This window comes from Deinococcus sp. YIM 134068 (assembly GCF_036543075.1).
Lineage (GTDB): Bacteria > Deinococcota > Deinococci > Deinococcales > Deinococcaceae > Deinococcus > Deinococcus lichenicola.
The window spans coordinates 77,087-99,521 of sequence record NZ_JAZHPF010000009.1 but is presented as its reverse complement, the minus strand read 5'-3'; the positions used below and the strand labels follow the sequence as shown (position 1 = coordinate 99,521).

Genomic DNA, 22,435 nt, shown 5'->3' with positions numbered 1-22,435 from the left:
CCGGCTCAAGTCCCCTCCCGTGACGCCACCCGTTTTCCAACGTTGCGGCGGTACAGTAGGCCATTCACAATCCGGCGACCGTTCCAGACGCGCACCTTACGCGCACTTTCCCACGCTCCGTCCCCCTGGAGGTTCCCCATGACGCAATCCACCGCTGCCGACCACATCGACGCCATGCTCCACGAGGAGCGCGTGATCGCCCCCAGCGCCGAGTTTGCCGCGCGGGCGCGGGTGTCGCGCGAGGAGTACGAGACCCGCTACCGCCGCAGCCTCGACGACCCGGACGGCTTCTGGGGCGAGGTGGCGGGTGAACTGACGTGGATGCGCCCCTGGGAGCAGGTCCTCGACTGGCAGGAGCCGCACGCGAGGTGGTTCGTGGGCGGGCAGACGAACCTCGCCTACAACGCGCTCGACCGCAATGTGGAGCGCGGCCTGGGCGACAAGACGGCCTTCATCTGGGAGGGCGAGGACGGGGAGGTTCGCACCCTGACCTACGCCGAGTTGCTGCGCGAGGTGAAGAGGGCGGCGAACGCCCTGACCTCCCTGGGTGTGGAGCGGGGCGACCGGGTGACGCTGTACCTGCCCCTCATCCCCGAGGCCGCCATCGCCATGCTCGCCTGCGCCCGCATCGGGGCCGTCCACAGCGTCGTGTTCGGGGGCTTCTCGGTCTCGGCGCTGGCCGACCGCATCACCGATGCGCAGAGCAAGGTCCTCATCACCGCCGACGCGGGCCAGCGGCGCGGTTCGCTCGTCCGGCTCAAGGAGAACGCGGACGAGGCCGCCCGGAATGCGCCCAGCCTGGAGAGGATCGTCGTCGTCTGCCGCGCCGACTGCGACGCCCCCATGCAGGAGGGCCGCGACGTGTGGTGGCATGACGTGGTGGGCGGGGCGAGCGAGGACCACGAGGCCGCGCCCCTCGACGCCGAACACCCCCTCTTCATCCTGTACACCTCGGGCAGCACGGGCAAGCCGAAGGGCGTGCAGCACACGACGGGCGGCTACATGGTGGCGACCTACCTCACCACGCAGGCGGTGTTCGACCTGCGCGACGACGACGTGTACTGGTGCACCGCCGACGTGGGCTGGGTCACAGGGCACTCGTACAGCGTGTACGGCCCGCTCCTGAACGGCGCGACCGTCGTGCTGTACGAGGGGGCACCCAATCACCCCGACTGGGGCCGCTTCTGGGACATCATCGGGCGGCACCGGGTCACGATCCTGTACACGGCCCCGACCGCCATCCGCGCCTTCATGCGTCAGGGGGACGCCATCCCCGCCCGCTACGACCTGAGCAGCCTGCGCCTCCTCGGCTCGGTCGGCGAACCCATCAACCCGGAGGCGTGGATGTGGTACTACCGCACCATCGGCGGCGAGCGGTGCCCGGTCGTGGACACGTGGTGGCAGACGGAAACGGGATCGATCATGCTGACCACCCTGCCCGGTGCCCACCCCAGCAAGCCCGGCAGCGCGGGGCTGCCCATGTTCGGCGTCGAACCCGCGATCATGACCCATGCGGGCGACGAACTCGGCCCCGACGACGGCGGTCTGCTCGTCATCAAGCGGCCCTGGCCCTCCATGCTCCGCACCGTGTACGGCGACGACGAACGCTACCGCAAGAGCTACTGGGGCGAGATTCCGGGCGTCTACTTCGCCGGGGACGGTGCCCGCCGCGACGCCGACGGCTACATCACCGTGATGGGCCGCGTGGACGACGTGCTCAACGTCTCCGGCCACCGCCTCGGCACGATGGAGATCGAGTCGGCCCTCGTCGCCCACCCCTCCATCGCCGAGGCCGCCGTGGTGGGCAGACCCGACGACGTGAAGGGCGAGTGCGTGGTCGCCTTCGTGCTGCCGCAGGTGGGGCATGAGGTGGACCCGGCGGCCATCCGCGCGCACGTCAGCAAGGAGATCGGTGCCCTCGCCCGCCCGGACGCCATCATCATCGCCGACGCGCTCCCCAAGACCCGCAGCGGCAAGATCATGCGCCGCTTCCTGCGCCAGATCGCCGCCGGGAAGGAGATTCAGGGCGACACGAGCACGCTGGAGGACCCGGCGGTGCTGGAGCGGCTGGCGGGGACGCAGGCGGTGTGAGGCTTGTGGCGTGTGGCTTGTCGCTTATAGAAAAAGAGGGGGAGTTGAGCTGGAGGCTGGGGTTTTGCTCCTCCCCCTTTGCGGGGGAGGCCGGGTGGGGGGTGACGCCGCAGGCGTCCAAAGGCACACAGGCTTGCATCTCCCCCCTTTGAACTAAGCTCTCCATCTTGAGAACAGCAGGGCGTCCACCCTTGATGCGGCGGACGCCCCGCCACTTTTCCCACCGATCAGCGCGTCAGGGTGGGCAAGGCGTTCTCTCCCTGCACGGAGACTGTCCCCAGCCGCCGCGTCGCCTCCACCAGCACCCCCGGCGGCTGCACGAGCGCGAAGCGGACGAAGCCCTCCCCCCGCTCCCCGAAGGCGCGGCCCGGACTGACGGCCACACCCGTCGTCTCGGCGGCGCGCACGGCATAGCCCACGCTGTCCGTGAGACCCGGCACCCGCGCCCACGCGTACATGCTCGCCTGCGGCAGCACGACTTCCCAGCCGATCTCACGCAGCGCTGGAACGAGGGCGTCCCTGCGTGCCTCGAACACGCACGCCCCCTCCCGTCCCAGTTCATCCGGCAGGCCGAGGGCGACCGCCGCCGCCCGCTGAATACCGAGGTAGGCGTGGAAGTCCACCGCGCCCTTCACGCGGGCGAGGGCCGCCAGCGCCCCCATGTCCCCCGCCGCGAAGCCCACCCGGAAGCCGCCGAGATGGTGCGTCTTGGAGAGCGAGTGGAGTTCCACGACGCCTGAAATCCCCGCCTCCAACGCGCTCGGTGCCCGGTACGCCCCGAACGTCAACTCGGCGTACGGGTGATCGTGAATAAGCAGCGTGCCCCGCGCCCGGCACCACGCGGCGACCTCCTGGAAGAAGGCGGCGTCCGCCACCGCCGAGGTCGGGTTGTTCGGGTAGTTGAGCAGCAGGGCGCGCGGGCGCACGTCGTCCGGGATGGCATCCAGGTCCGGCAGGAAGCCCCGCTCCGGCAGCAGCGGCAGCGTGACCACGTTCAGGCCCGCGACCGCCGCCGCGCCGAGGTAGGGCGGGTAGCACGGGTCGGGCAGCAGGAGCGTGTCGCCGGGGTCGGTGACGGCCAGCAGCAGGTGGGCCAGCCCCTCCTGCGCGCCGATCAGGGGCAGAACCTCCCGGTCCGCGTCTACCCGCACGCCGAAGCGCCGCGCCAGGTAGGCCGCCGCCGCCTCACGCAGGGGAAGCGTGTCGCTGAAGAGGGGATAGCGGTAGGTGGCGGGGTCGCGGGTCGCCTCCCGCAGCGCCTCCAACGCCGCCTCCGGGGGTGGCCGGTCGCTGGAGCCGATGCTCAGGTCGATGATGCCCCGGCCCGCCGCCCGCGCCCGACCTTTTGCCGCGTCCATGAGTGCGAAGACGCTGCCCGGCACGGCTCCCGCCCGTCTGGAGACCCACATGGGAGGCAGGCTAGCATCCGGCACCTGTTCCGGCTCTCCCTGAATCGAACGAACACCGAAGAGTCTTCTATGAGCTTCAAGAACACAGGAGAGAACGAAAAACCCCGCGCTGGGCGGGGCTTGCTTCTGGCTCGGCAGGTAGGGGTCGAACCTACGACCATCCGATTAACAGGCGTTCGCTATCTCATCCCGAGTCATTTTATCCGAGAACGGACGCTCCCGCTTCATAGCTCTAGCAGGCATTTTTTTCGACTGCCGATATGCAGCGCGGCCCGAATGGTCCCGGTTCGTGCTGCCTCTTCCCGTCTCGGTTGGGCACGGGTTGGGCACAGAAGGAACGCTCGCCTGTGCTTAGGTACAGCGTCTTTCACTGTGAAAGTGAATGGGTACAAGTTGGGCCACTTTGGCCCGCTTAAGCCCGGTTGGATGCGTTCTCGACGGCATAAGCAAAGGGGCGCTGGGAGCGCCTGCGGATGCTCTCAGGCGTGAGGGCTTCAGAAGCGAGCTTCATTAAGGCTTTTGGCACGAAAGTAGGTACATTTTGATCACTTTGTTGACATGTCAAAAAAAGTCGTGTGGGAGCACGTTTTTACATTTTTCGGCTTGCCGTAGGTCATCCGCCGTACTCGATGAACACGCATAAAAACGGCTCAAAAAAGCGCGGTGTCACACCGCCATTCAGAGTGTGCCGAGAAAGGAGGAAAAGGGCTATGAAAGCACCAAAAAGGACACATGCACACTGGGCGCAGTTAGGCGTGAAGAGAAGCCATAAAACGGCGCGTAGGAGTGCAGTCCGCCAAGATCGCCACTCCTACGCATTGGAAACCCCGTGAGGGGCACCTATGCCCCCTTTCAAGAAAGAGGCACCCATGACTCTAACCGTTGAGAACGGCGGGAAGTTGACCCGCAAGCCCGAAGAGGTTGCCCCCCTGCTGGGCGTTGGTAGGAATGGTGTCTATGACCTGATCCGCACAGGGCAGCTTCGCAGCATCCGCGTAGGCCGCAAGATTCTCATTCCCCTGTCTGCCATCGAGGAGTTCCTGAACGGCGGCCAGAAATGAAGCGGCCCACCGGGGCGTCGGTGGGCACTTCCCAGAGTTTAGCGCACCTGTACCACCTCGCCCAACTCGACACCCAGCGCCCCGGCAACATCGGCGCGGGCCTCAAGGTGCTTGAGGCGCTGCTGACCCTGCCTCACTTCCGCCCGGCGACTGGGGGGAAGGCGTGACGGCCCCCGCCCTGACGGCCTCGCCCGACGCACCGGCCAGCCTGACTCCGCTGGAGTTCATCGGAACGCTCTACGGCGGCGCAGTGGCTCAGGGCTTCGTCGAGTTCCGTCTGCTGCCCTCCAGAAAGCAAGTCTTCATGCCGTGGCCCATCTTCGAGGGGCACCCCGACCTCTTCACGCTGAGGCAGGTCCCACAGGGGCAGCAAGCCTATTTCGGAATCAGCCTTCGCCGGGACTCCAGCGGGGGCGGCGCGGGCAACGTCCACCCCACACACCTGCTCTGGGTTGACTTCGACCTGAAGGGCACGTCTTACACGGGCGGGCAGACGGATGTGCTGCACATGGCCCCGGAGGAGCTGCGCGCGGCGGCCCAGGCGCTCTACCGGGACGTGCTGGCGAGCTGCGCCGCGCTGGACTTGCCGCCCCGTGCCTGCGTCTACACGGGGCACGGCCTCCAGATGTACTGGTCACGCCGGGCGCGGTCGAGCATCGAAGACACCGACGCCTATAACCGGGCGCTGGTGGCCTCGTTCGGAGAGACGTTCGGGGCGGACGGGAAGACAGTGGACGCGGCGCGCATCTTCCGCCTGCCTGGCTCGCGCAACCTGAAGAACTCCAAGCGGCCCCTGCCCGTCGAGGTGTGGGGGCTGGACGCCGCCGCCTGGGTAGAGAGAGAAGCGCTAGAGCCGCTGATGCCCAGGAGCAAGCCTGCGCCCGTGCTGCCCCCTCAGCCCCAGCGGAAGGCCACGCCGTCCTCAGACGGTCAGACGGACGTGATTCAGGCGTTCAACGCCCGGTACGGCATTCACGAGATGCTGACCCGCTTCGGGTACACGCGGGACGGCGCCCGCTACACGCGCCCAGGTGAGGATGCGTCGGGCCGGGACGTGACGCTGCTGGAGAACAGCAAGGGCGTCCTGTGCTCCTACCACCACTCGAGCAATGACCCGCTGGCGGGCGAGCCGGACGCGGAACACCTGCTCGAACCCTTCGACCTGTACCGCCTGAACGAACACAGGGGCGACCACAAGGCCGCTGTGAAGGCCGCCGCCGCAGAGCTGGGGCTGTCCCACCCCCAGAGCCAGCGGAAGCGGAAAGGGAGCGGTGGGCAGGACGGCGAAGAGGAAGACGAGGACCGGAAGCGGCCCCCAGCGGGGACGCGGGTGCTGGAGTACGCCCAGGAGGACGGAGCCGAACTCTGGCACGATCAGGGCGGGAACGCCTTCATCACGACGACTGTGAACGGGCACCGGGAACACTACCGCCTGCCCTCCCGAGCGGCGCGGGACTACCTTCAGGCCCTCTTCTACGACCGCGAGGCCCGCGCGCTGAATGCCCAGTCACAGGGGGAGGCGTTGGGACTCATGCAGGCCATCGCACGGCGGGAGGGGCAGGAATACCGGACGGCGGTTCGGGTGGCCCACCAGGGCGGCTCGACCTATCTCGACCTCGGCACGCCCACCTGGGATGCGGTGGAGGTCGGGCATGGGTACTGGAAAGTCATCCGCCCGCACGAGTGCCCGGTGCGCTTCACGCGGCCAGCGGGCTTCCTGCCCCTGCCTGCCCCAGTCGAGGGGGGCGACCTGGGCGAGCTGCGCGAGTTCCTGAACACGGATGAGCGGGGCTTCCTGATGTGTACGGCGTGGCTGCTGGCCGCCGCATCGGGCCTGAGTCCCTATCCCGTGCTGGCCCCCAACGGGGAGCAGGGGACCGGCAAAAGCACCCTGTCTTCCGTGCTGCGGAACCTGCTCGACCCGAATCAGGCGGACCGGAGACGCGCCCCCAAAGAGGAACGTGACCTCTTCATCGCAGCGCAGGCTTCACACGTCCTGAGCTTCGATAACCTCTCCAGCATCCCCGGCTGGCTGAGTGACGCGCTGTGCGTCCTCTCCACGGGCGGCGCGTTCACGGCCCGGACGCTCTACAGCGACAGCGAGGAAACGATTCTGGAGGCCGTGCGCCCCGTGATCGTGAACGGGATTCCCGACCTGCTCGCGCGCCCGGACCTCGCAGAGCGGGCGCTGACGGTCACGCTGTACCGCATTCCTCCTGAGAGGCGCACGCCGGAGAAAGTCTTCTGGGCGAGGTATGAGCGGGCGCGACCCCGGTTGCTAGGTGCGCTGCTCTCCGTCCTGGCACACGCTCTGCGCCACCTCGACGAAACAGAGCTGAAGGAAGCCCCCCGGCTTGCCGACTTCGCCCGGCTGATCGTGGCCGCTGAGGGCGCGTTGCCCTGGGCACCGGGTGAATTCCTGAGCGCCTATGGTCAGATGCAGAGTGAGGCTGCGGGCAGCGTGCTCGACGGTGAGCCTGTGGCGGAGGCCCTGCGCGCCTTCATGGACGACACGGCGGAATGGACGGGCACCGTCAAAAAGTTACTTGGCATTCTGGAGGAGAGGGAGTATGCCGAGACTCGCCCCCCGCAGGGCTGGCCCCGGACACCCAAAGCCCTGGGGAACGCCCTGCGGCGACTGGCCCCGGCCCTCAGTCAGACGGGGTACGGCGTCACCCCTGCGGCGAAGTCGAATGAGGGCGTGCAATACCGCCTCGCTAAAGAGACGGAATCGAAGTTCACTAAGTTCACAACGTTCACTGAAGTTGTGCCAGCCGACAAAAACCCGAGTGAACTTGCGGGAGATGAAGTTCACTCGCCCAGCCTGCAAGTTCACTTGCCCCCTGCCTCTGTGGCCCCGGCCAGAGTACGGGGGGAGCTGTGACCCTGGAGCAACTGCGGGCCGACCTCGCGCGGTACGACGTGCGCCTGAGCATGGGGGAGGGTGGGAGGCTGCGCTATGACGCGGCCCCCTCCCTTTCCGCTGAAGTGCTGGACGCCATGCGGACGCACAAGGCGGCGCTGCTGGCCGGGCTTCGCTCCCCCCGCCCGGAGTGGGAACAGATCGGTGCCCAACCGGGCCACTGTGGAAGCTGTGCCCGCTGGACGCCCACGCCCTACCCACTCGAAGGCGAGTGCAGCGCGGGACGCCGGGCGCATGGGTGGTATGACGGCAACCCTTCCGCCCCTGTCCTGATTCACCCCGGCCACAGGTGCGCGGCAGACAGCGGGCAAGGCTACCGGGCACGGGGCGCAGCATGACGCGCCCCAGTGTGCCCCCAGGCGTGCCCCAGGGCCTCACCACGGGGCAGGTCGCCCAGGTGATCCGTATGTCCGAGCGCACCGTCAGGACGTGGGCAGAACAGGGCACCTTGCCTTTCGACCGGATCGGCGGAAGGCGCTACATGCTCGCCGGGAAGCTGGCCCGCTGGCTCGACGAACGGGGCTGGGAAGGCGACTGGGAAGCCGTGCTGTGAACCTGTCGCAACTCGACACATTCACCACAACACGCCGGGCGTTTTACGTTCTCAACTTATCTACGGTGAAACAAGACTGCGCCCACCCCGACGAACGCCGGAACCGTCAGAACCGCGAGACACGCCCCCACCCTGCCCGGCACCATGCTCCCATGACGGGATACCCGGAACGGATTGAGGCGGCACGCGCCGACGTGGAGGCGCTGCAAGGTGACGCCCAAGAACTCCAGCGCCTTCACGATGAGCGGGCCGCGCACCTCGACGAGCTGAAGGTCAGCGGCTCGCGCGACTTCGCCCGCATGGCCGAGGTCGAGGGGCAGCGCGCCGCCCTCGCCACCATGTATGCGGATCAGGGCGCAGAGGTGCAGCGCGCACGGGCCGCCCTCGTGGCGCTGGAGCAGGAGGCGGCGCGGGACGGCAAGCTGGCCCGCATCGGTGAGATCGCTGAGGAGATCGGAGAGATTCGAGATCAGCTCTACGCGGGAGTTGATGGCCTGAAGGCCCACCTTGCAGCGGAACTGTCCAGGCTCATCGCCTTAGATACGCGGTGGACCTTCCTCCGGCCCGAGTGGGTCAGGGAAGCGCGGGCGCTGGGCTTCGACTTGAACCCCACACAGGCAGCGACGGATGCCGTCACGCCCCTGTACGAAGAGCTGGAGCGGCGAGGGGTGGATGTGACCGCCCTCCGGGTGAGCCGCCCCCATATGGACCGCATCGCGGGCGGACTCCTCGATCACAAGACGCTCCCCTATCCCTCAGACCACTTGGAGCACGCGGACTTTGAGCCGCGACTGCACAACCTCGTCTTGGCCCTGTACAACGGTGCCTTTCTCGCGCGGGCGTTGGCGAACACCTACGCCCCGACGGAGGGGCAGGCATGAACGAAGAACGCGAGCGGATCAAGCGGGAGACGCTGGAGGCAGTGCGTTCGTCGCAGGCTCCCCAGTCGCCACGTCCGACACCGACTCCCGAGGACGTGGCTGATTCTGGACGGCGATTCGTCAAGAAGGCGCTCGCCAACCGGCGCAAAGCAGCCGATCTCAATCTGGAGGTAATGCCATGACCCGGAAAGCAGCGAAGACGAAGGCCCCCACGATGGATGAACTGGCGGGCAAGCTCTGGAAGGCCCTCGAATCCGCCGAAGAGCTGCTGACCCACGAAGACCCCACCGTGAGGCTCAAGGCCATCGGGGCGATTGCCAGCGTGAGCAGCGCCTACAGCCGCGTCCAACCCGAAGCCCAGCGGGAGAAACGCCGGGCTGAGCACCCCTTCCTGGCTGACAACCCCTTCGCCTCCCTGCTGGACTGAGAAACGTCCGTAATCATTTGAGGTGTCCATGCTCGCCCTGACCCTGACAGCGCGTGCCCTGCGGCGAAAACTCCGCACAGGAGAGGCCGAACCGTACCGGGTGAACGTGGCAGACGTGCTGCCCCATGTCTCGCCCGAACAGCGCCCCGGCGCGGCGCTCAGGATGGCCCTGGACCCCCTCCGGGTCGAAGTAGTGACGCCTGAGCCGGGGGAGCGGTTGCCGGGCCTGTCCTGCACCGCAGTGACGTTCGGGCCGCGCTGGTGGCTGACCTGTCCGGGCTGCGCGCGGCGGTGTGCCTTCCTGTACTGGCACGGACACCGGGACGTAGGGCGCTGGCGGTGCCGGGTGTGTGTCGGGCTGAAGTACACGTCAAGCGCCACTCACCGGACCGTTCAAGGGGACTGGGAGGCGGTGTCCGCCGGGCCGGTAAGCAGTTGGGCAGCGTACAGGCGGGCGAGTGAACGGCAGCGGCGGCGCTGGGCGCGGCTGCTGCGGACACTGGAGGGGTGAGGGGCAGCACCTTGTCGTTTCTGAACACTGGGTGGCCTTTGGTGCGTGTCCAGTCTCCATAGGTGTCCCGTCGAATGCGGGAACCCTCGCTAGGGCAACAAATGTCAACAGGGCGGCGCGCATGCAACGAAACACCCCGCCTGGTGAGGGGCGGGGCAGATGTGGGGCCGTGTGGACTCAGGGATGAGGCTTCATGCGGGTCGTGCTGGCCCTCGGACGACGCCGTGGGGTAGCGCGGTGCGGAAGGCGCGCCACAGGTCAGCGGGCACCCACAGGGCTAGGGCAAAGAACTCCCGCCCCCGGTCCAAGACCTCCGGGAAGGTAACGCGGTAAGGCAGGCCCAGCGCGTGCGGTTCCCGAGCGGTGTAACGCGCCCGAGCAGTCAGGCTGTAGCGGGAGGACTTGCCGTATAGGTCAAGCGTTAGAGTCACGCCCCCCGCGTCCACGTCTACGCCGGTCAGGCTGGGCAGCACGCCATGAGGGCCAGACAGGGCCGCAGTCACAGCGGGCCACAGGCGGGGGGGCACCTGGAAGCCAGGAGCCTCGGGCCGGGCTTTGTGATACGTCTGCCCATGAATGCCCGTGTAGAGCACGGCTCGCACATCCCCGGCGAGGGTCAGAATCAGGGCATCCGGCCCGGCGAGCACGTCCACTTTCTTCCCTTCGCCGTCCTCAAAGTAGGGCCAGGGGTGGGCGGAGTCCGCCGGGCGCACGTCTTCGAGCATGGGCAGGTCCTCAAGGGCGAAGGTCATGCGGTCAGGCTTGGCATGGGTGACAGTGGGCGTGGGGTAGGCGCGGCGGACGTACCGAAGGGCGCGGCGCTGTAGGAAGCCCTCGTGGTCATCGTTAGCCCAGGCACCCGAGGCGAGTTCCACCACATCCACCAAGTCCTGAAAGGTCAGGCCCGCGCCCTGCCAGTGGTTCACCCACGCGCCCAAGATAGGGGCAAACAGAGTTTCCAAGCTGGCCTGAGCCGCGTCCCTCAGCACATTCCGGCGGGCGCATACTGGACACATACCCGTCTGCTCCCCTGGGTGAGTGAGGGCGGTGTGCTCCCCGCACACGTTGCACAAGTCCAGATGGGCGGGGGCGGTGCGGTCGGTGAAGGTAGGTATAAATCGGGCTTGCTTAGGTGCGGTCGCAGTCATGGTGCGCTCCTCCAGCGGTCGGTAAGGCGGGCCTGCCTGTCCAGTTCAGACAGGCCCAGAGAGGGTCAGGCAGCCAGCGCCCGGACGCTGGGGTAGAGGTGGCACAAGTGCTGCCAGACGGTACGGGCCTCCCGGTCCGTGAGTTCCGCCAGGCTCCCCAGCGGCACCCACTCCCCCAGCGCGGCGGCGGCGAGGGCGTAGTGCCGGGCACTGGGCAGCCCCAGGTGGCCCATGATCTTGTGCAGCTCAGCGGCGCGCGCCTTGCCGATGGTGGGCACGGTGCGCTCTTCATGGGTGAGGGTGACGCGGCCCTCAGACTTCGCCCACTCCAGCAGGCCCACGGCACGCTCGACGGTCGCCTCTTCGCCGTCCACCTGGGCGACGAGGGGGAGGCGCTGACCCTTCGCGTCCCGACCGCCCGTGAGGGTGACGGTGCGGGTGCCCAGGAGAACGCGGGCGCTGCGGCCTTCACCGTAGGAGCCGTACAGGGCGACTTCCCAGGTGCGGGTGACGGTGACGGGGCTGGTATCCTTCATGGTGCTTCCTTTCGTGCTACGTGGGGAGTCAGGTTGGGCGCTTTGCTGTAGGAGGCAGCGCCCTTCTCTGCTGCCCTTATAGTACACAGAAGTATGTACTATGTCAACCTTCTCTAATACTGCCTTCCGTGGTACTGTTTCTATATGACTAGTGCGGGAAGCGTAGTGCGCTGGCGCCTCGGGGAAATCCTTCAGGCGCGTGGCCTTACGGCATACAAACTGGCAGGGCAGCTCAATGGGAAGGTCAACCGAAACAGCGTCTACGCCATTGCCAGGGGGGACACCGACCGGGTAGACCGTGCCACGCTGGGGCACTTGCTGAGCGCCCTGGGAGAGTTGACCGGCCAGCGGTACACCGTGGGCGACTTGCTCGAATACAGCCCCGAGGAGGAGAGCGCTGAGGCCGAGACGGCGGCCACACTGGCGGACCACCCCGACATCCTCGACCGGGTGGAGCGGCTGGAGAGCGGGGCCGTGCGCATGATTCCTCTGGAGGAGGTGGCCGCAAAGTACGGCGTGAAGCTGTGAGCACCCCGCGGGGTGGAGAATCGGCGGAAATCCAATGCCCGCACCCTGACGCAGAGTGCCGAGCATGAATGCGAAGAAACAACGGAACCGCGCAGAAGCCCCCGCTCCTCAGCCGGTTGAGGTCGTCACATTCACCGTGACCTTCACCGAAGAGGCGGACGCTGACCTCATGGCGATCAGCGACGAGGGCACCCGTGGGGTGATCGTGCGTCGTGCAGCGGAACTACGGGGCGAGCCGCTGAAGCTCGGCAAGCCGCTCACGGGCCGCCTGAAGAATTACCTCAGCGTTCGGGCGGCAGGACAGCGTTACCGAATTGTGTACCGGGTGGCCGAGCAGGCCGGGCAGGTGATCGTGGTGGTGATCGGTATTCGGAAGGCCGGAGACAAACGGGACGCCTACGCCGTCGCTGAGAAGAGGCTGACGTGAACACCACTCTCCTGTTGGAAACCGGGGCAGACGAGCTACGCGTTCAACTGCGGGAGCTGGAAGCAGACACATCCCCCGCCATGCTGGACACGTGGGCAGCGAGCTTCAGTGAAAAGCCTGATCACACCGCCGCGCCGGGTGAAGCGGTGAACTTCGAGGGTGGGGAGTGAACTTCACCATTTCAAAGTTCACTCCTAGAAATGCCGTCTGGGACGGGGTGAGTGAACATGGTGAACGTAGTGAACTTTTAATCCCTCTTTCTAGAGGCGTGCGGGTGAGGCAGCGCAACGAAAGGCTGCTGAGGGGCACCCTTCGCCCTTCCCCAGAGTGTCAAGTAACTTTCTGGCCCTCCAGGTGCGGGTGAGGCATGGCGAAGGCGAGGAAAGCAGATACACCACCCCCCAAGCGAGGCAACGGGCGCGGCAGCGTGCGGCGGCTTCCCTCCGGGCGCTGGCAGTGGCGGGCGACCGTCGAGCTACCGAACGGCGAGGTTGTGCGGGCGGCGGGCACAGTGGACACGAAGACGGAAGCGGAAGAGGCCCTGAGCCGTGCCCGGACGGACGCGGCGCGCGGGCAGTTTGCCGTGACGCCGAAGACGACCGTTGAGGAGTACGTGCGGGCGTGGCATGAGGTCCGGCAGGTGGGGCAGGCGGCGAAGTACACCCACGGGCAAAAGAGCCTGATCGAGACACATATCGTTCCCGGACTCGGCAAGCGGCGGCTGGCGACGATTACCCCGCGTGACCTTGAGGCGTTCTATGCGGGCCTCCAGCACCGGGACGAACGCCGGGAGGACACGAAGGGGAAGCCGCTGGGCGACTCCATGAAGCGGCAGATTCATAACCTTCTCCACCTCGCCTTCTCCGAGGCGGTGCGGCACGGCGACCTGCTCCGCAACCCGGCAGACGTGGCACGGCCCCGCTACACCCGGCAGGCGGCGCAAGACGACACTGTGAAGGCATGGACGGAGGAAGAGGCGGGGAAGTTCTACCGGGTGGCGCGGCAGGATCGGCGCGGCGTGGTGTTCTGCTTCATGCTCGCTACCGGAATGCGAATCGGGGAAACGCTGGGCCTGCGCTGGGAGAACGTGGACCCTGATACGGGCCGCATTCAGATTAAAGAGGCGCTGGTGAGTCTGAGCGGGAAGGCCCACCGGACCACCCCCAAGACGGCCCGCTCACGCCGGACGGTGACGGTGGGCAGGGATGCGCTCGCCATCCTGCGCGAGATGCCGGAGCGCGTGGCGCTGGACCGGGAAGCCCAGGGTGGGAAGTACGTGGGAAGTGAAGCCGTGTTCACCACGTCGCGCGGCCTGCCTATCCTGACGGACAACGTTTATAAGCTCATGCGGGCGCTGTGTGAGCAGGCAGGTGTGCCGTACAAGGGGACGCACGTTCTCCGGCACACCTACATCTCGATTCAGGGGGCGAGCGGGAAGCCCGTGGAGGTGCTGAGCGCCCAGGTGGGGCACGCGCGGGCGTCCTTCACCCGTGACCGTTACCGGACGGTGTTTGAGGAGGAGCGCGGGGGACTGACTCTGGACCTTTCAGCACTCACGCGAGACTCAGAAAGGGAGGCTTAGGAATGCCGTTGGGCACGCGTTGGGCACGGCGGGCAATTGGGCACGTTCAGGGGCGGGGACATGAAAAGGGAAAACCCCGCGCTAGGCGAGGTTCTTGTCTGGCTCGGCAGGTAGGGGTCGAACCTACGACCATCCGATTAACAGTCGGACGCTCTGCCACTGAGCTACTGCCGAATACCTGGGTGGCGGGCCGTTTCCGGCGCGAGAGGGAGAGTAGCATGGCCCCCCCGATCCCGCAAGACCCCTACCTGCCTACGCCTGCGCGCCGCCCGGCATGATCGTTCCCGGATTCACGCCCAGGCAGTCGAACGCCGCCCGCCAGCGTTCCCCGGCGGGCACGTCCCACAGCAGTTCCGGCGTGTCCTGCTCCACCCACAGCCAGGTCCCCTCGCGGGCTTCCTCGGTGAGCTGGGCAGGACCCCATCCGGCGTAGCCCAGCAGGAGCATGAAGGTCTGCCCGCTCGCCGCCACCGCCCGCAGCACGTCGAGGCTGCTCGTCACGAACAGGTCGGCGGTCAGGCGCACCTCCCCCGGCAGGTCCATCCCCGCCCGGTACAGGCACCATCCCACGGCGGGGTCCACCGGGCCGCCCATCCACGCCGTCCCGGAGCCGCCCTCCGGCAGGTCGGGGAGAAGGTCGCGCACCGTCTGCCGCAGGGGTGAGGTGAGCACCAGCCCCAGCGCGCCCTTCTCGTCGTGCTCCAGCAGCAGGATCACCGCGCCCCCGAACAGGCCGTGCAGGTGGGGGCTGGCGACCAGGAACGTCAGCGGCACAGACATCGGGGGACAGGATAAACGCTCGTGGCCGGAACGCCGTAGAGGGTGAAGTGGGGGTGAGGGGGGTGGGGAGGGCCAAAAAATGCCCCCGGCACGCGACCGGGGGCAGGGTGAGGAGGAGAGCTTACGCGCTCGCGCCGGGTGCCCGGCGGGTGGAGCGGCGCTTAGGGGCGGGAGCCGCATTCTCGGTCTGACCCGCGCCGCGCTCCAGCGCCGCCAGCCCGCCGACGAGGGCCACGTCAAGCACCTCGTCCACCGTCTCGCAGGGGTGGAAGCGCATGGACGAGCGCAGGTGCAGCGGGATGTCGCGCAGGTCGGCCTCGTTCGCCTTGGGCATGATGATGTGGCGGATGCCCGCGCGCCGCGCGCCCAGCACCTTCTCCTTGAGGCCGCCGATGGGCAGGTAGCGCCCCGTCAGCGTCATCTCGCCCGTCATCGCCACGTCGCGCCGGGCAGGGATGCCGCTCAGGGCCGAGATCAGGCTCGTGACCATCGCGCCGCCCGCGCTGGGGCCTTCTTTCGGAATCGCCCCCGCCGGAACGTGGACGTGAATCTCCGAGTTGTCGATCCGCTCGCGGTCGAGGTGGAAGCGCTCGGAGTTGCTCTTGGCGTAGGTCAGGGCGGCGCGGGCCGACTCCTTCATCACGTCGCCGAGCTGGCCGGTCAGCACGAGGCCCTTGCCGGGCATCACCGAGGTCTCCACGAAGAGGATGTCGCCGCCGACGGGCGTGTAGAACATGCCGGTGCTGACGCCCACCATGTCCTCGCGCGCCTCGGACTCCGGCTGATAGCGGCTCTGGCCGAGGTAGCGGTCGAGTTCCTTGTCCGTCACCTTCGCGCGCTTGGTCTCCCCGGTGGCGATGCGGCGGGCGACCTTGCGGGCCACCGTGCCGATCTCGCGCTCCAGGTTGCGGACGCCCGCCTCACGGGTGTAGTGGCTGATCAGCCTTTCGAGCGCCGCGTCGGTGAAGCTGATCTGGTTGGCCTTCAGGCCGTTGGCGGTGAGCTGGCGCGGCAGCAGGTAGCGCTTGGCGATTTCCAGCTTCTCCTGCTCGATGTACGAGGAGAAGTCGATGACCTCCATGCGGTCCATCAGCGCGGCGGGAATCTGCTCGGGGTAGTTCGCCGTGGCGATGAACATCACCTCGCTGAGGTCGAAGGCCACGCCGAGGTAGTGGTCGGTGAAGTGCTGGTTCTGCGCGGGGTCGAGGACCTCCAGCAGCGCGCTGGACGGGTCGCCCTGGTAGCTCGACCCGAGCTTGTCCACCTCGTCGAGCAGGATGACCGGGTTCTTGGTGCCCGCCGTCCGCATGCCCTGGATGAGGCGGCCCGGCATCGCCCCGATGTAGGTGCGGCGGTGACCCCGGATGTCGCTCTCGTCGCGGGCACCGCCCAGCGCGATGCGGACGTACTTGCGCCCCAGCGCCCTGGCGATGCTCTGCGCGATGCTCGTCTTGCCGACGCCGGGAGGACCGGTGAAGACCAGAATCGGCCCCTTGTTGACCTCGGCGGCGTCGATCTCGCCGCGCTCGGCCCGCTCCTTACGCAGGCGGCGGACGGCCAGGAACTCCAGCACCCGGTCCTTGACCTTCTCCAGCCCGTAGTGGTCGTCGTCGAGAATCCCGGCGGCCTCCGGCACGTCGAGACGGTCCTCGCTGCGGACGTTCCACGGCAGCTCGGTGATCCAGGTGAGGTACGTGCGGATGACGGACGCCTCGGCGGCATCGGGGTGCATCCGGGCGAGGCGGTTGACCTCGCGGTCGATCTCCTTCTTGATCTCGGGCTTCAGGCCCAGCGCGTCGATCTTGGCGCGGAACTGCTCGGCCTCGTCGCCCTCGTCGCCGTCCTCACCGCCCTGAAGCTCCTTCTGGATGACCTTCATCTGCTCGCGCAGGTAGTACTCGCGCTGGTTCTTGTCGATCTCCTCCTTGACCTGCGCCCGGATGCGGGCCTGGACGGCCTGCACCTCCTGCTCGGTGTCGAGGAGCGTCAGCACGCGGCGGATGCGGTCGGTGACGCGCGCGGCCTCCAGGATCGCCTGCTTGTCCTCCAGCTTGAAGTCGAGGTGGAAGGCGATCTGGTCGGCCATCTCGCCGGGGTTGTCCTTGCCCTGGATGGTCTGGACGCTCTCGGCGCTCACCTTGCCGCCCTGCGCCACCGCCTCGAACTTCTCGCGCAACTCGCGGCCCAGGGCCTGAAGCTCCACCGGGTCGCCGCTCTCGGTCGGCAGCGGCGCGATGTCGGCGCGCAGGAATTCCCCGCGCGTGTAGCGGGTCACGCGGGCACGGGCCACCGCCGACACCAGCATCTGCACCGTGCCGTCGGGATTCTTGCGGACGCGCAGCACGTTACAGGCCGTGCCGACGTCGTACAGGTCGGTCCCCTGCGGGTCGTCCACGTCCTTGTCGCGCTGCGAGACGATCAGGATCACCTTGTCGCCCGCCATCGCCGCCTCGATGGCCTGGATGGAGAGGGCGCGGCTCGCGTCGATGTGCTGCACCATCGTCGGGTAGATGACGCTGCCCCGCACCGGGCACACGGGCACGTTGGCGGGCAGCGGGGTGGATGGGGTGTCGGTGGGCATGGAGGCTCCTTTCGCCCGAAAGCGGTCCTGCTCGGCGGCTTCTGGCGCTGGAGATGCCAGGAAACTTGAGTGCGAGTATATCAACTTTCGGCGGGGGGAGCAAGCGTCAGGCCCCGCGCCGCCGCCCGGTCCACAGCGCGTCCAGCACAGAAAAAGCCTACGCCCCCCACCCTGACAGCAACCCCACGGGGGGCTGACGGGACGTTTAACGTCGGGGGCCGTTCCCACCCCTTCGTCCTCTGCCTTCTGCCTTCTGCCTTTTGCCCCTGTGACCGTCCCGTAACGTTCCCCCCCTACCCTCGGAGGCGATGCGACAACGTGTGGGGGGGGGCGAGGGAGAGGGCGGGGCACCGCCGGGGGCCTTCACGCTGGAGGTGACGGTGCCGCTGGCGGGCGAGGCCGTGCCCGTGCGGCTGGGCGTGCGGACGTGGGGGAGGTTGAATGCGGCGCGCGACAACGCCGTGCTGGTGTGCCACTACTACACCGGCACGGCGCACGCGGCGGGACCCGGCGCGGACGGGGCGGCGGGCTGGTGGGACCCCCTCATCGGGCCGGGGCGCGCGGTGGACACGGACCGCTTCTGCGTGGTGGCGATGAACACACCGTCCAACGTGCAGTCGGGCGACCCGGCGGTGGTGACGACCGGGCCGGACACCGGGCACCCGGACGGCCAGCCGTGGGGGAACCGCTTCCCCGCCTGGACCTTCGGGGACCTCCACAGGCTGCAACTCGCGCTGCTGCGTCACCTCGGGGCGGCGCGTTGGCACGCCGTTCTCGGCCCCAGCTTCGGGGGGATGCAGGCCCTCCAGTGGGCGGCCCGGTCGCCCGACCTCGCGCCGCGCGTGGCCGCCGTCGCCACCAGCCCCTGCGCGGGTCCGGTGCTGCGGGGGGCCTTCGCGCCGCTGATGCGCGACGTGGCCGCCACCGGGGGCGTCACGGGAGCGCTGCGGCTGATCTCCCTCTTCGGGCTGGGGGCCGACGCCCTGGAGCGCACCTTCCGGGAGACGAGCTTCGAGACGTACCTGCGAACGCGGGGGGCCACGGCGAGCCTCGCGCACATCCTCGACATCGCGCGGGTGGTGGAGACGCACGACCTGGACGAGGTGGCCCCGCGCGCCGAACTGTTTACCCGCTGGCGGGACATGGGGTTGCGCCTGCTCACCGTGAACATCCGGGGCGACCAGTTTTTCCCCTCCCACGAGATGCGGGCCTTCTCGGAGGTGAGCCGGGCGGCGGGCGTGGCCCACACCCACCTGGAGTACGACTCGGCGCACGGGCACCTCGGCTGCGTGGCGGACACCGCCCCCTTCGCGCCCCTGCTGCGCGGCCTGCTGGACGACACCCTGCCCGCCGTGCCCCCGCCCCCCGACCCCCTCGCCGCCGGGGACGTGCCCCATGCCTGAGTGGGGCCAGCCGGACCGCGTGCTCGTCGCCCTGCACGGGAACTTCGCGTCGTCGGCGTGGTGGGAGGACCTCCTCGCCGACCCGCCGGACGGCTGGCGCGTCCTCGCCCCCGACCTGCCGGGCTTCGCCGGGACCGGGCATGAGGGGGAGGTCGGCATCGGGGCCTATGCCGGCTGGCTCGCCGGCTGGCTGCGCGATCGGGGCGTGGCCTGGCCCGTGCTGCTGGGGCACAGCCTCGGCGGGGCGGTCGCGCTGGAGTTCGCCGCCCGCGACCCCGCCGCCCTCTGCGGCCTCGTCCTCGCGGCGAGTGCGCCCCTGGGCGGCCTCGTCACCCCGGAGGAGAATTACCCCGTGCTGGAGCTGCTGCGCGTGAATCCGGGCCTGCGCGAGGTGAGCCTGGGGGCGCTCTTCCCCTCCGCCCGGCCCGCCAACTTCGCGCGGCTCGTGGAGGACGGCGGGCGGATGGTGGCGGGCCACTCCGCTGAAAACGCCCGCGCTCTCGCCGCGTGGAGCGTGGACCCCGCGCGGCTCACCGGGCTGCCCGTCCTCGTGCTGGGGGGCGAGCTGGATACCCTCGTTACCCCGGAGATGGTACGGACGCAGGCGACGGCGCTGGGCACCTCGGCCACCATCGTGGACGGGCGCGGCCACGGCTTCCCACAGGAGGACCCCTCCGCCTTCCGCGCCCTCCTGAACAACTTTCTGGCCTCTCCCGCCGTCTCGCTGGTGGCTGGAAGCTGGCCGCTGGTCGCCGGGGGCTGACCGTCCCCCTCCACCCCACCCCTAGACTGGAGCACACATGAACAAGGTTTACGAGAGCGCCCCGTCGGCGCTGCAAGACATCGTGCAAGACGGCCAAACGGTCGCCGTCGGGGGCTTCGGGCTGTGCGGCATTCCCGAGCAACTTATCCTCGCCCTGCGCGACAGCGGCGTGACTGGCCTCACCGCCGTGAGCAACAACGCGGGCGTGGACGGCTTCGGCCTCGGCCTGCTGCTCCAGACCCGCCAGATTCGCAAGATGGTGTCCTCCTACGTCGGCGAGAACAGGGAGTTCGAGCGCCAGTATCTCAACGGCGAACTGGAACTGGAGTTCACCCCCCAGGGCACGCTGGCCGAACGCCTGCGCGCGGGCGGGGCGGGCATTCCCGGCTTCTATACGCGAACGGGCGTCGGAACGCTGGTCGCCGAGGGCAAGGAACACAAGGAGTTCGACGGCGAGACGTACATCTTGGAGCGGGGCATCGTCGCCGACCTCGCGCTCGTCAAGGCGTGGAAGGCGGACAAGGCGGGCAACCTCGTCTACCGCAAGACCGCCCGCAACTTCAACCCGATGGTCGCCACCGCCGGGAGGGTCACGGTCGTCGAGGTGGAGGAGATCGTGGAGGTCGGCGGACTCGACCCCGACGAGGTGGACACACCCGGCATCTTCGTGCAGCGGGTGATTTTGAACGCCGCGCCGGAGAAGCGAATCGAACAGCGCACGGTGCGGCCATAGCGTGCCGCCCGGAAGTCTGGAAGTCGAGGCGTCCAGTCCCGCGCTCCTTCTCCTCGACCCCTCGACCCTCCGACCCCTCGACCCCCCGAAGGAGACCTCATGCCCTGGACAAGAGACGAGATGGCCCGCCGCGCCGCACGGGAGTTGCAGGACGGCTACTACGTGAACCTCGGCATCGGCCTGCCCACGCTGGTCGCCAACCACATCCCCGACGGCGTGAGCGTGTGGCTCCAGTCCGAGAACGGCCTCTTGGGCATCGGCCCCTTTCCCACCGAGGACGAGGTGGACCCCGACCTGATCAACGCGGGCAAGCAGACGGTGACGGCGCTGCCCGGCGCGAGCTTCTTCTCCAGCGCGGATTCCTTCGGGATGATTCGCGGCGGGCACGTCAACCTCGCCATTCTGGGGGCCATGCAGGTCAGTGCGGCGGGCGACCTCGCCAACTGGATGATCCCCGGCAAGATGGTCAAGGGGATGGGCGGGGCGATGGACCTCGTGGCGGGCGTGCAGCGCGTGGTCGTGCTGATGGAACACGTGGCGAAGGGCGACGCGCACAAGATTCTGCCCGACTGTACGCTGCCGCTGACCGGGAAGGGCGTGGTGGACCGCATCATCACCGACCTCGGGGTGCTGGACGTGACGCCGGAGGGGTTGAAGGTGGTGGAACTCGCCCCCGGCGTGACGCTGGAGGAACTGCGGATGAAGACGGGGGCGGAGGTTCGGGAGTGAGGGTTCAGGCGGACGCGGCAGAGGAGACCCGTGCCCCCACCACCCCGTCCGGCTTCAAGGTCACGCCCGCCACCAGCCCGGTCGGTCCGCCGTCCGGCACGTCCAGCGTGTAGCTCCTGAGCACGAGGGCAGAGATGAGGACGGCCTCCATCAGCGCGAGGTGGTTGCCGATGCACATCCGCGCCCCAGCCCCGAAGGGCATGAAGGCTTCCGGTGTACGTGTCTGATTCAGCCACCGCTCGGGCCGGAAAGCGTCCGGCCCCGGCCAGAAGCGCGCGTTCCGTTGCAGCAGGAAGATGTTGACGCTGACGTTCGCCCCCTCTTCGAGGGGCACCCCCGCCACCGTGACGGGCTGGGTGGCCTGACGCGGCACGAGCCAAGCGGGCGGGTAGAGCCGCAGCGTCTCCTGAATGCAGGCGTTCAGCAGCGGGAAGCTCCGCGCGTCGGCGGCGGTGGGCGGGCGGTCCCCCAGCGCCCCCCGGACCTCGGCCTGCACCCGTTCCCGCAGCTCCGGGTGGCGCGACAGGTTCAGGAACAGGTAGGTCAGCAGGGTGGCCGTCGTCTCGTGCCCGGCGAGGAAGAGGGTCATCACCTCGTCGCGCAGCTCGGCGTCGCTCAGGCCGCCCCCGCCCTCCTCGTCCCGCGCGGCCAGGAGCATGCCCAGCAGGTCGTTGCCCTCCGCCCCGGACGCCCGCCGCTCGCGGATGATGCGGTGAACGATCTCATCCAGCGCCCGCGCCGCCGCCCTCTCCCGCAGCAGGGACGGCGTGGGCAGCCGCCAATCCACGACCGACCGCACCCGCGCCGCCGTGCTCGCCAGCAGGGGCGGGAGTTCGCGCTCCACGGCCCGCAGGTCCTCGTCCCGCAGGGCAGCACCGAACAGCACCGCCGCCACCGCCCGCAGGGTGACGTGCGCCGTGACGGAGGCCACGTCCACCGTCTCCCCCGACCGCGCGGCCCCCCCCAGCCGGGCGAGCAGCGGCCCCGTCGCCCCCACGATCTCGTCCGCCATGCCCTCCAGCGCCGCGCGGTGGAAGGCGGGCTGCATCAGGCGGCGGTGTGCCCGCCACGTCTCCCCCTCGGCGGTGAGGAGTCCACCCCCCAGAAAGTCCCGCATCTTCTGGATACCGCGCCCCTTGCGAAAGCTCGCCGCCCCCGCCACCAGCACCTCCCGCGCCGCTCCCGGCTCCGCCACCACCAGCACGTCGCGCGGGCCGAGGCGCAGCCGGAACACGTCGCCGTAGGCCGCCCGAGCGTGCCGCATGAAGCCCACCGCGTCCCGCCGCAACTCGGGCAGGTTGCCCCACACGCCATGCCCCCGTGGTCCGTCCGGCCAACCTGCGCTCTGTGTCATGGGAGGAGTATGGTC

General features: G+C 68.6%; 24 protein-coding genes and 1 tRNA gene. 18 read left to right on the top strand and 7 right to left on the bottom strand.

The window, feature by feature from the left end; genetic code table 11:
* Window positions 1-138 precede the first annotated feature (138 nt).
* Window positions 139-2,091 (top strand): acetate--CoA ligase, encoded by a 1,953-nt coding sequence (gene acs / locus V3W47_RS10810; protein ID WP_331825215.1) that lies wholly within the window; start codon window positions 139-141, stop codon window positions 2,089-2,091.
* Window positions 2,092-2,318: 227 nt separating this feature from the next.
* Here acs and V3W47_RS10805 read toward each other — a convergent pair whose 3' ends face one another.
* The gene (locus V3W47_RS10805) at window positions 2,319-3,500 is read right to left on the bottom strand and encodes an aminotransferase class I/II-fold pyridoxal phosphate-dependent enzyme (RefSeq protein ID WP_331825214.1); all 1,182 of its coding nucleotides are present in this window, start codon (window positions 3,498-3,500) and stop codon (window positions 2,319-2,321) included.
* Between the two features lie 869 nt (window positions 3,501-4,369).
* On the opposite strand from V3W47_RS10805, the gene V3W47_RS10800 reads away from it, so the two are divergent.
* The 9 genes from V3W47_RS10800 to V3W47_RS10760 all read left to right on the top strand — a co-directional run bounded on the left by V3W47_RS10800 (window position 4,370) and on the right by V3W47_RS10760 (window position 9,856).
* Complete coding sequence (locus V3W47_RS10800; protein WP_331825213.1) at window positions 4,370-4,561, top strand: helix-turn-helix domain-containing protein; 192 nt, start codon at window positions 4,370-4,372, stop codon at window positions 4,559-4,561.
* Entirely contained in the window at window positions 4,558-4,728 is a 171-nt protein-coding gene (locus V3W47_RS10795) for a hypothetical protein (protein WP_331825212.1), read from the top strand. The genes V3W47_RS10800 and V3W47_RS10795 overlap by 4 nt, the downstream gene beginning before the upstream one ends.
* Window positions 4,725-7,445, top strand: coding sequence for an AICE element replication initiation protein (locus V3W47_RS10790; protein ID WP_331825211.1), 2,721 nt, complete (start codon window positions 4,725-4,727; stop codon window positions 7,443-7,445). The genes V3W47_RS10795 and V3W47_RS10790 overlap by 4 nt, the downstream gene beginning before the upstream one ends.
* A complete protein-coding gene (locus V3W47_RS10785) occupies window positions 7,442-7,822 on the top strand; it encodes a hypothetical protein (protein ID WP_331825210.1) in 381 nt (126 codons plus the stop codon). The genes V3W47_RS10790 and V3W47_RS10785 overlap by 4 nt, the downstream gene beginning before the upstream one ends.
* Window positions 7,819-8,037 (top strand): helix-turn-helix domain-containing protein, encoded by a 219-nt coding sequence (locus tag V3W47_RS10780; RefSeq protein ID WP_331825209.1) that lies wholly within the window; start codon window positions 7,819-7,821, stop codon window positions 8,035-8,037. Before V3W47_RS10785 ends, V3W47_RS10780 begins: the two co-directional genes overlap by 4 nt.
* A gap of 152 nt (window positions 8,038-8,189) precedes the next feature.
* Complete coding sequence (locus tag V3W47_RS10775) at window positions 8,190-8,918, top strand: hypothetical protein (RefSeq protein ID WP_331825208.1); 729 nt, start codon at window positions 8,190-8,192, stop codon at window positions 8,916-8,918.
* A complete protein-coding gene (locus tag V3W47_RS10770; protein ID WP_331825207.1) occupies window positions 8,915-9,100 on the top strand; it encodes a hypothetical protein in 186 nt (61 codons plus the stop codon). Before V3W47_RS10775 ends, V3W47_RS10770 begins: the two co-directional genes overlap by 4 nt.
* Window positions 9,097-9,345, top strand: a complete 249-nt coding sequence (locus V3W47_RS10765) for a hypothetical protein (protein ID WP_331825206.1) — start codon at window positions 9,097-9,099, stop codon at window positions 9,343-9,345. The genes V3W47_RS10770 and V3W47_RS10765 overlap by 4 nt, the downstream gene beginning before the upstream one ends.
* A 28-nt stretch (window positions 9,346-9,373) precedes the next feature.
* Window positions 9,374-9,856 carry a hypothetical protein gene (locus tag V3W47_RS10760; RefSeq protein WP_331825205.1) on the top strand — a complete coding sequence of 161 codons (483 nt, stop codon included), beginning with the start codon at window positions 9,374-9,376 and terminating at the stop codon, window positions 9,854-9,856.
* Between the two features lie 191 nt (window positions 9,857-10,047).
* On the opposite strand, the gene V3W47_RS10755 is transcribed toward V3W47_RS10760, so the two are convergent.
* Together V3W47_RS10755 and V3W47_RS10750 are read right to left on the bottom strand one after the other, a co-directional pair.
* Window positions 10,048-10,782, bottom strand: a complete 735-nt coding sequence (locus tag V3W47_RS10755; RefSeq protein WP_331825204.1) for a hypothetical protein — start codon at window positions 10,780-10,782, stop codon at window positions 10,048-10,050.
* A 287-nt stretch (window positions 10,783-11,069) separates the two neighbouring features.
* Complete coding sequence (locus V3W47_RS10750) at window positions 11,070-11,540, bottom strand: hypothetical protein (protein WP_331825203.1); 471 nt, start codon at window positions 11,538-11,540, stop codon at window positions 11,070-11,072.
* Between the two features lie 165 nt (window positions 11,541-11,705).
* Between V3W47_RS10750 and V3W47_RS10745 the strand changes: the two genes are divergently transcribed.
* The 4 genes from V3W47_RS10745 to V3W47_RS10730 all read left to right on the top strand — a co-directional run bounded on the left by V3W47_RS10745 (window position 11,706) and on the right by V3W47_RS10730 (window position 14,077).
* Complete coding sequence (locus V3W47_RS10745) at window positions 11,706-12,068, top strand: helix-turn-helix domain-containing protein (protein WP_331825202.1); 363 nt, start codon at window positions 11,706-11,708, stop codon at window positions 12,066-12,068.
* Window positions 12,069-12,204: 136 nt separating this feature from the next.
* Window positions 12,205-12,495: a type II toxin-antitoxin system RelE family toxin gene (locus tag V3W47_RS10740; RefSeq protein ID WP_331825201.1), complete on the top strand. Its 291-nt coding sequence runs from the start codon at window positions 12,205-12,207 to the stop codon at window positions 12,493-12,495.
* Entirely contained in the window at window positions 12,492-12,665 is a 174-nt protein-coding gene (locus tag V3W47_RS10735) for a hypothetical protein (protein ID WP_331825200.1), read from the top strand. Before V3W47_RS10740 ends, V3W47_RS10735 begins: the two co-directional genes overlap by 4 nt.
* 197 nt (window positions 12,666-12,862) lie before the next feature.
* On the top strand, window positions 12,863-14,077 hold the full coding sequence (locus V3W47_RS10730) for a tyrosine-type recombinase/integrase (RefSeq protein ID WP_331825199.1): 1,215 nt from the start codon (window positions 12,863-12,865) through the stop codon (window positions 14,075-14,077).
* 99 nt (window positions 14,078-14,176) lie between these two features.
* Here the strand turns inward: V3W47_RS10730 and V3W47_RS10725 are convergent.
* From V3W47_RS10725 to lon, 3 genes are all read right to left on the bottom strand, one after another.
* Window positions 14,177-14,251, bottom strand: a tRNA-Asn gene (locus tag V3W47_RS10725).
* 78 nt (window positions 14,252-14,329) lie between these two features.
* On the bottom strand, window positions 14,330-14,857 hold the full coding sequence (locus V3W47_RS10720) for a YqgE/AlgH family protein (protein WP_331825198.1): 528 nt from the start codon (window positions 14,855-14,857) through the stop codon (window positions 14,330-14,332).
* Window positions 14,858-14,978: 121 nt separating this feature from the next.
* Window positions 14,979-17,438, bottom strand: a complete 2,460-nt coding sequence (lon, locus tag V3W47_RS10715) for an endopeptidase La (protein ID WP_331825197.1) — start codon at window positions 17,436-17,438, stop codon at window positions 14,979-14,981.
* Window positions 17,439-17,746: 308 nt separating this feature from the next.
* Here lon and V3W47_RS10710 point away from each other — a divergent pair, with 308 nt between their 5' ends.
* The 4 genes from V3W47_RS10710 (at window position 17,747) to V3W47_RS10695 (ending at window position 21,066) form a co-directional block, all read left to right on the top strand.
* A complete protein-coding gene (locus V3W47_RS10710; RefSeq protein ID WP_331825196.1) occupies window positions 17,747-18,841 on the top strand; it encodes an alpha/beta fold hydrolase in 1,095 nt (364 codons plus the stop codon).
* A complete protein-coding gene (locus V3W47_RS10705) occupies window positions 18,834-19,604 on the top strand; it encodes an alpha/beta fold hydrolase (protein WP_331825195.1) in 771 nt (256 codons plus the stop codon). Before V3W47_RS10710 ends, V3W47_RS10705 begins: the two co-directional genes overlap by 8 nt.
* Before the next feature lie 37 nt (window positions 19,605-19,641).
* The gene (locus tag V3W47_RS10700; RefSeq protein ID WP_331825194.1) at window positions 19,642-20,337 is read left to right on the top strand and encodes a CoA transferase subunit A; all 696 of its coding nucleotides are present in this window, start codon (window positions 19,642-19,644) and stop codon (window positions 20,335-20,337) included.
* Between the two features lie 99 nt (window positions 20,338-20,436).
* Window positions 20,437-21,066: a CoA transferase subunit B gene (locus V3W47_RS10695; RefSeq protein WP_331825193.1), complete on the top strand. Its 630-nt coding sequence runs from the start codon at window positions 20,437-20,439 to the stop codon at window positions 21,064-21,066.
* Between the two features lie 4 nt (window positions 21,067-21,070).
* On the opposite strand, the gene V3W47_RS10690 is transcribed toward V3W47_RS10695, so the two are convergent.
* Entirely contained in the window at window positions 21,071-22,420 is a 1,350-nt protein-coding gene (locus V3W47_RS10690; protein ID WP_331825192.1) for a cytochrome P450, read from the bottom strand.
* Between the last annotated feature and the right edge of the window lie 15 nt (window positions 22,421-22,435).

Coding starts and splice junctions, on each gene's coding strand:
- acs (WP_331825215.1), top strand. CDS start 139: ATGACGCAATCCACCGCTGCCGACCACATCGACGCCATGCTCCACGAG.
- V3W47_RS10805 (WP_331825214.1), bottom strand. CDS start 3,500: ATGTGGGTCTCCAGACGGGCGGGAGCCGTGCCGGGCAGCGTCTTCGCA.
- V3W47_RS10800 (WP_331825213.1), top strand. CDS start 4,370: ATGACTCTAACCGTTGAGAACGGCGGGAAGTTGACCCGCAAGCCCGAA.
- V3W47_RS10795 (WP_331825212.1), top strand. CDS start 4,558: ATGAAGCGGCCCACCGGGGCGTCGGTGGGCACTTCCCAGAGTTTAGCG.
- V3W47_RS10780 (WP_331825209.1), top strand. CDS start 7,819: ATGACGCGCCCCAGTGTGCCCCCAGGCGTGCCCCAGGGCCTCACCACG.
- V3W47_RS10775 (WP_331825208.1), top strand. CDS start 8,190: ATGACGGGATACCCGGAACGGATTGAGGCGGCACGCGCCGACGTGGAG.
- V3W47_RS10770 (WP_331825207.1), top strand. CDS start 8,915: ATGAACGAAGAACGCGAGCGGATCAAGCGGGAGACGCTGGAGGCAGTG.
- V3W47_RS10765 (WP_331825206.1), top strand. CDS start 9,097: ATGACCCGGAAAGCAGCGAAGACGAAGGCCCCCACGATGGATGAACTG.
- V3W47_RS10760 (WP_331825205.1), top strand. CDS start 9,374: ATGCTCGCCCTGACCCTGACAGCGCGTGCCCTGCGGCGAAAACTCCGC.
- V3W47_RS10750 (WP_331825203.1), bottom strand. CDS start 11,540: ATGAAGGATACCAGCCCCGTCACCGTCACCCGCACCTGGGAAGTCGCC.
- V3W47_RS10730 (WP_331825199.1), top strand. CDS start 12,863: ATGGCGAAGGCGAGGAAAGCAGATACACCACCCCCCAAGCGAGGCAAC.
- V3W47_RS10720 (WP_331825198.1), bottom strand. CDS start 14,857: ATGTCTGTGCCGCTGACGTTCCTGGTCGCCAGCCCCCACCTGCACGGC.
- lon (WP_331825197.1), bottom strand. CDS start 17,438: ATGCCCACCGACACCCCATCCACCCCGCTGCCCGCCAACGTGCCCGTG.
- V3W47_RS10710 (WP_331825196.1), top strand. CDS start 17,747: ATGCGACAACGTGTGGGGGGGGGCGAGGGAGAGGGCGGGGCACCGCCG.
- V3W47_RS10705 (WP_331825195.1), top strand. CDS start 18,834: ATGCCTGAGTGGGGCCAGCCGGACCGCGTGCTCGTCGCCCTGCACGGG.
- V3W47_RS10700 (WP_331825194.1), top strand. CDS start 19,642: ATGAACAAGGTTTACGAGAGCGCCCCGTCGGCGCTGCAAGACATCGTG.
- V3W47_RS10695 (WP_331825193.1), top strand. CDS start 20,437: ATGCCCTGGACAAGAGACGAGATGGCCCGCCGCGCCGCACGGGAGTTG.
- V3W47_RS10690 (WP_331825192.1), bottom strand. CDS start 22,420: ATGACACAGAGCGCAGGTTGGCCGGACGGACCACGGGGGCATGGCGTG.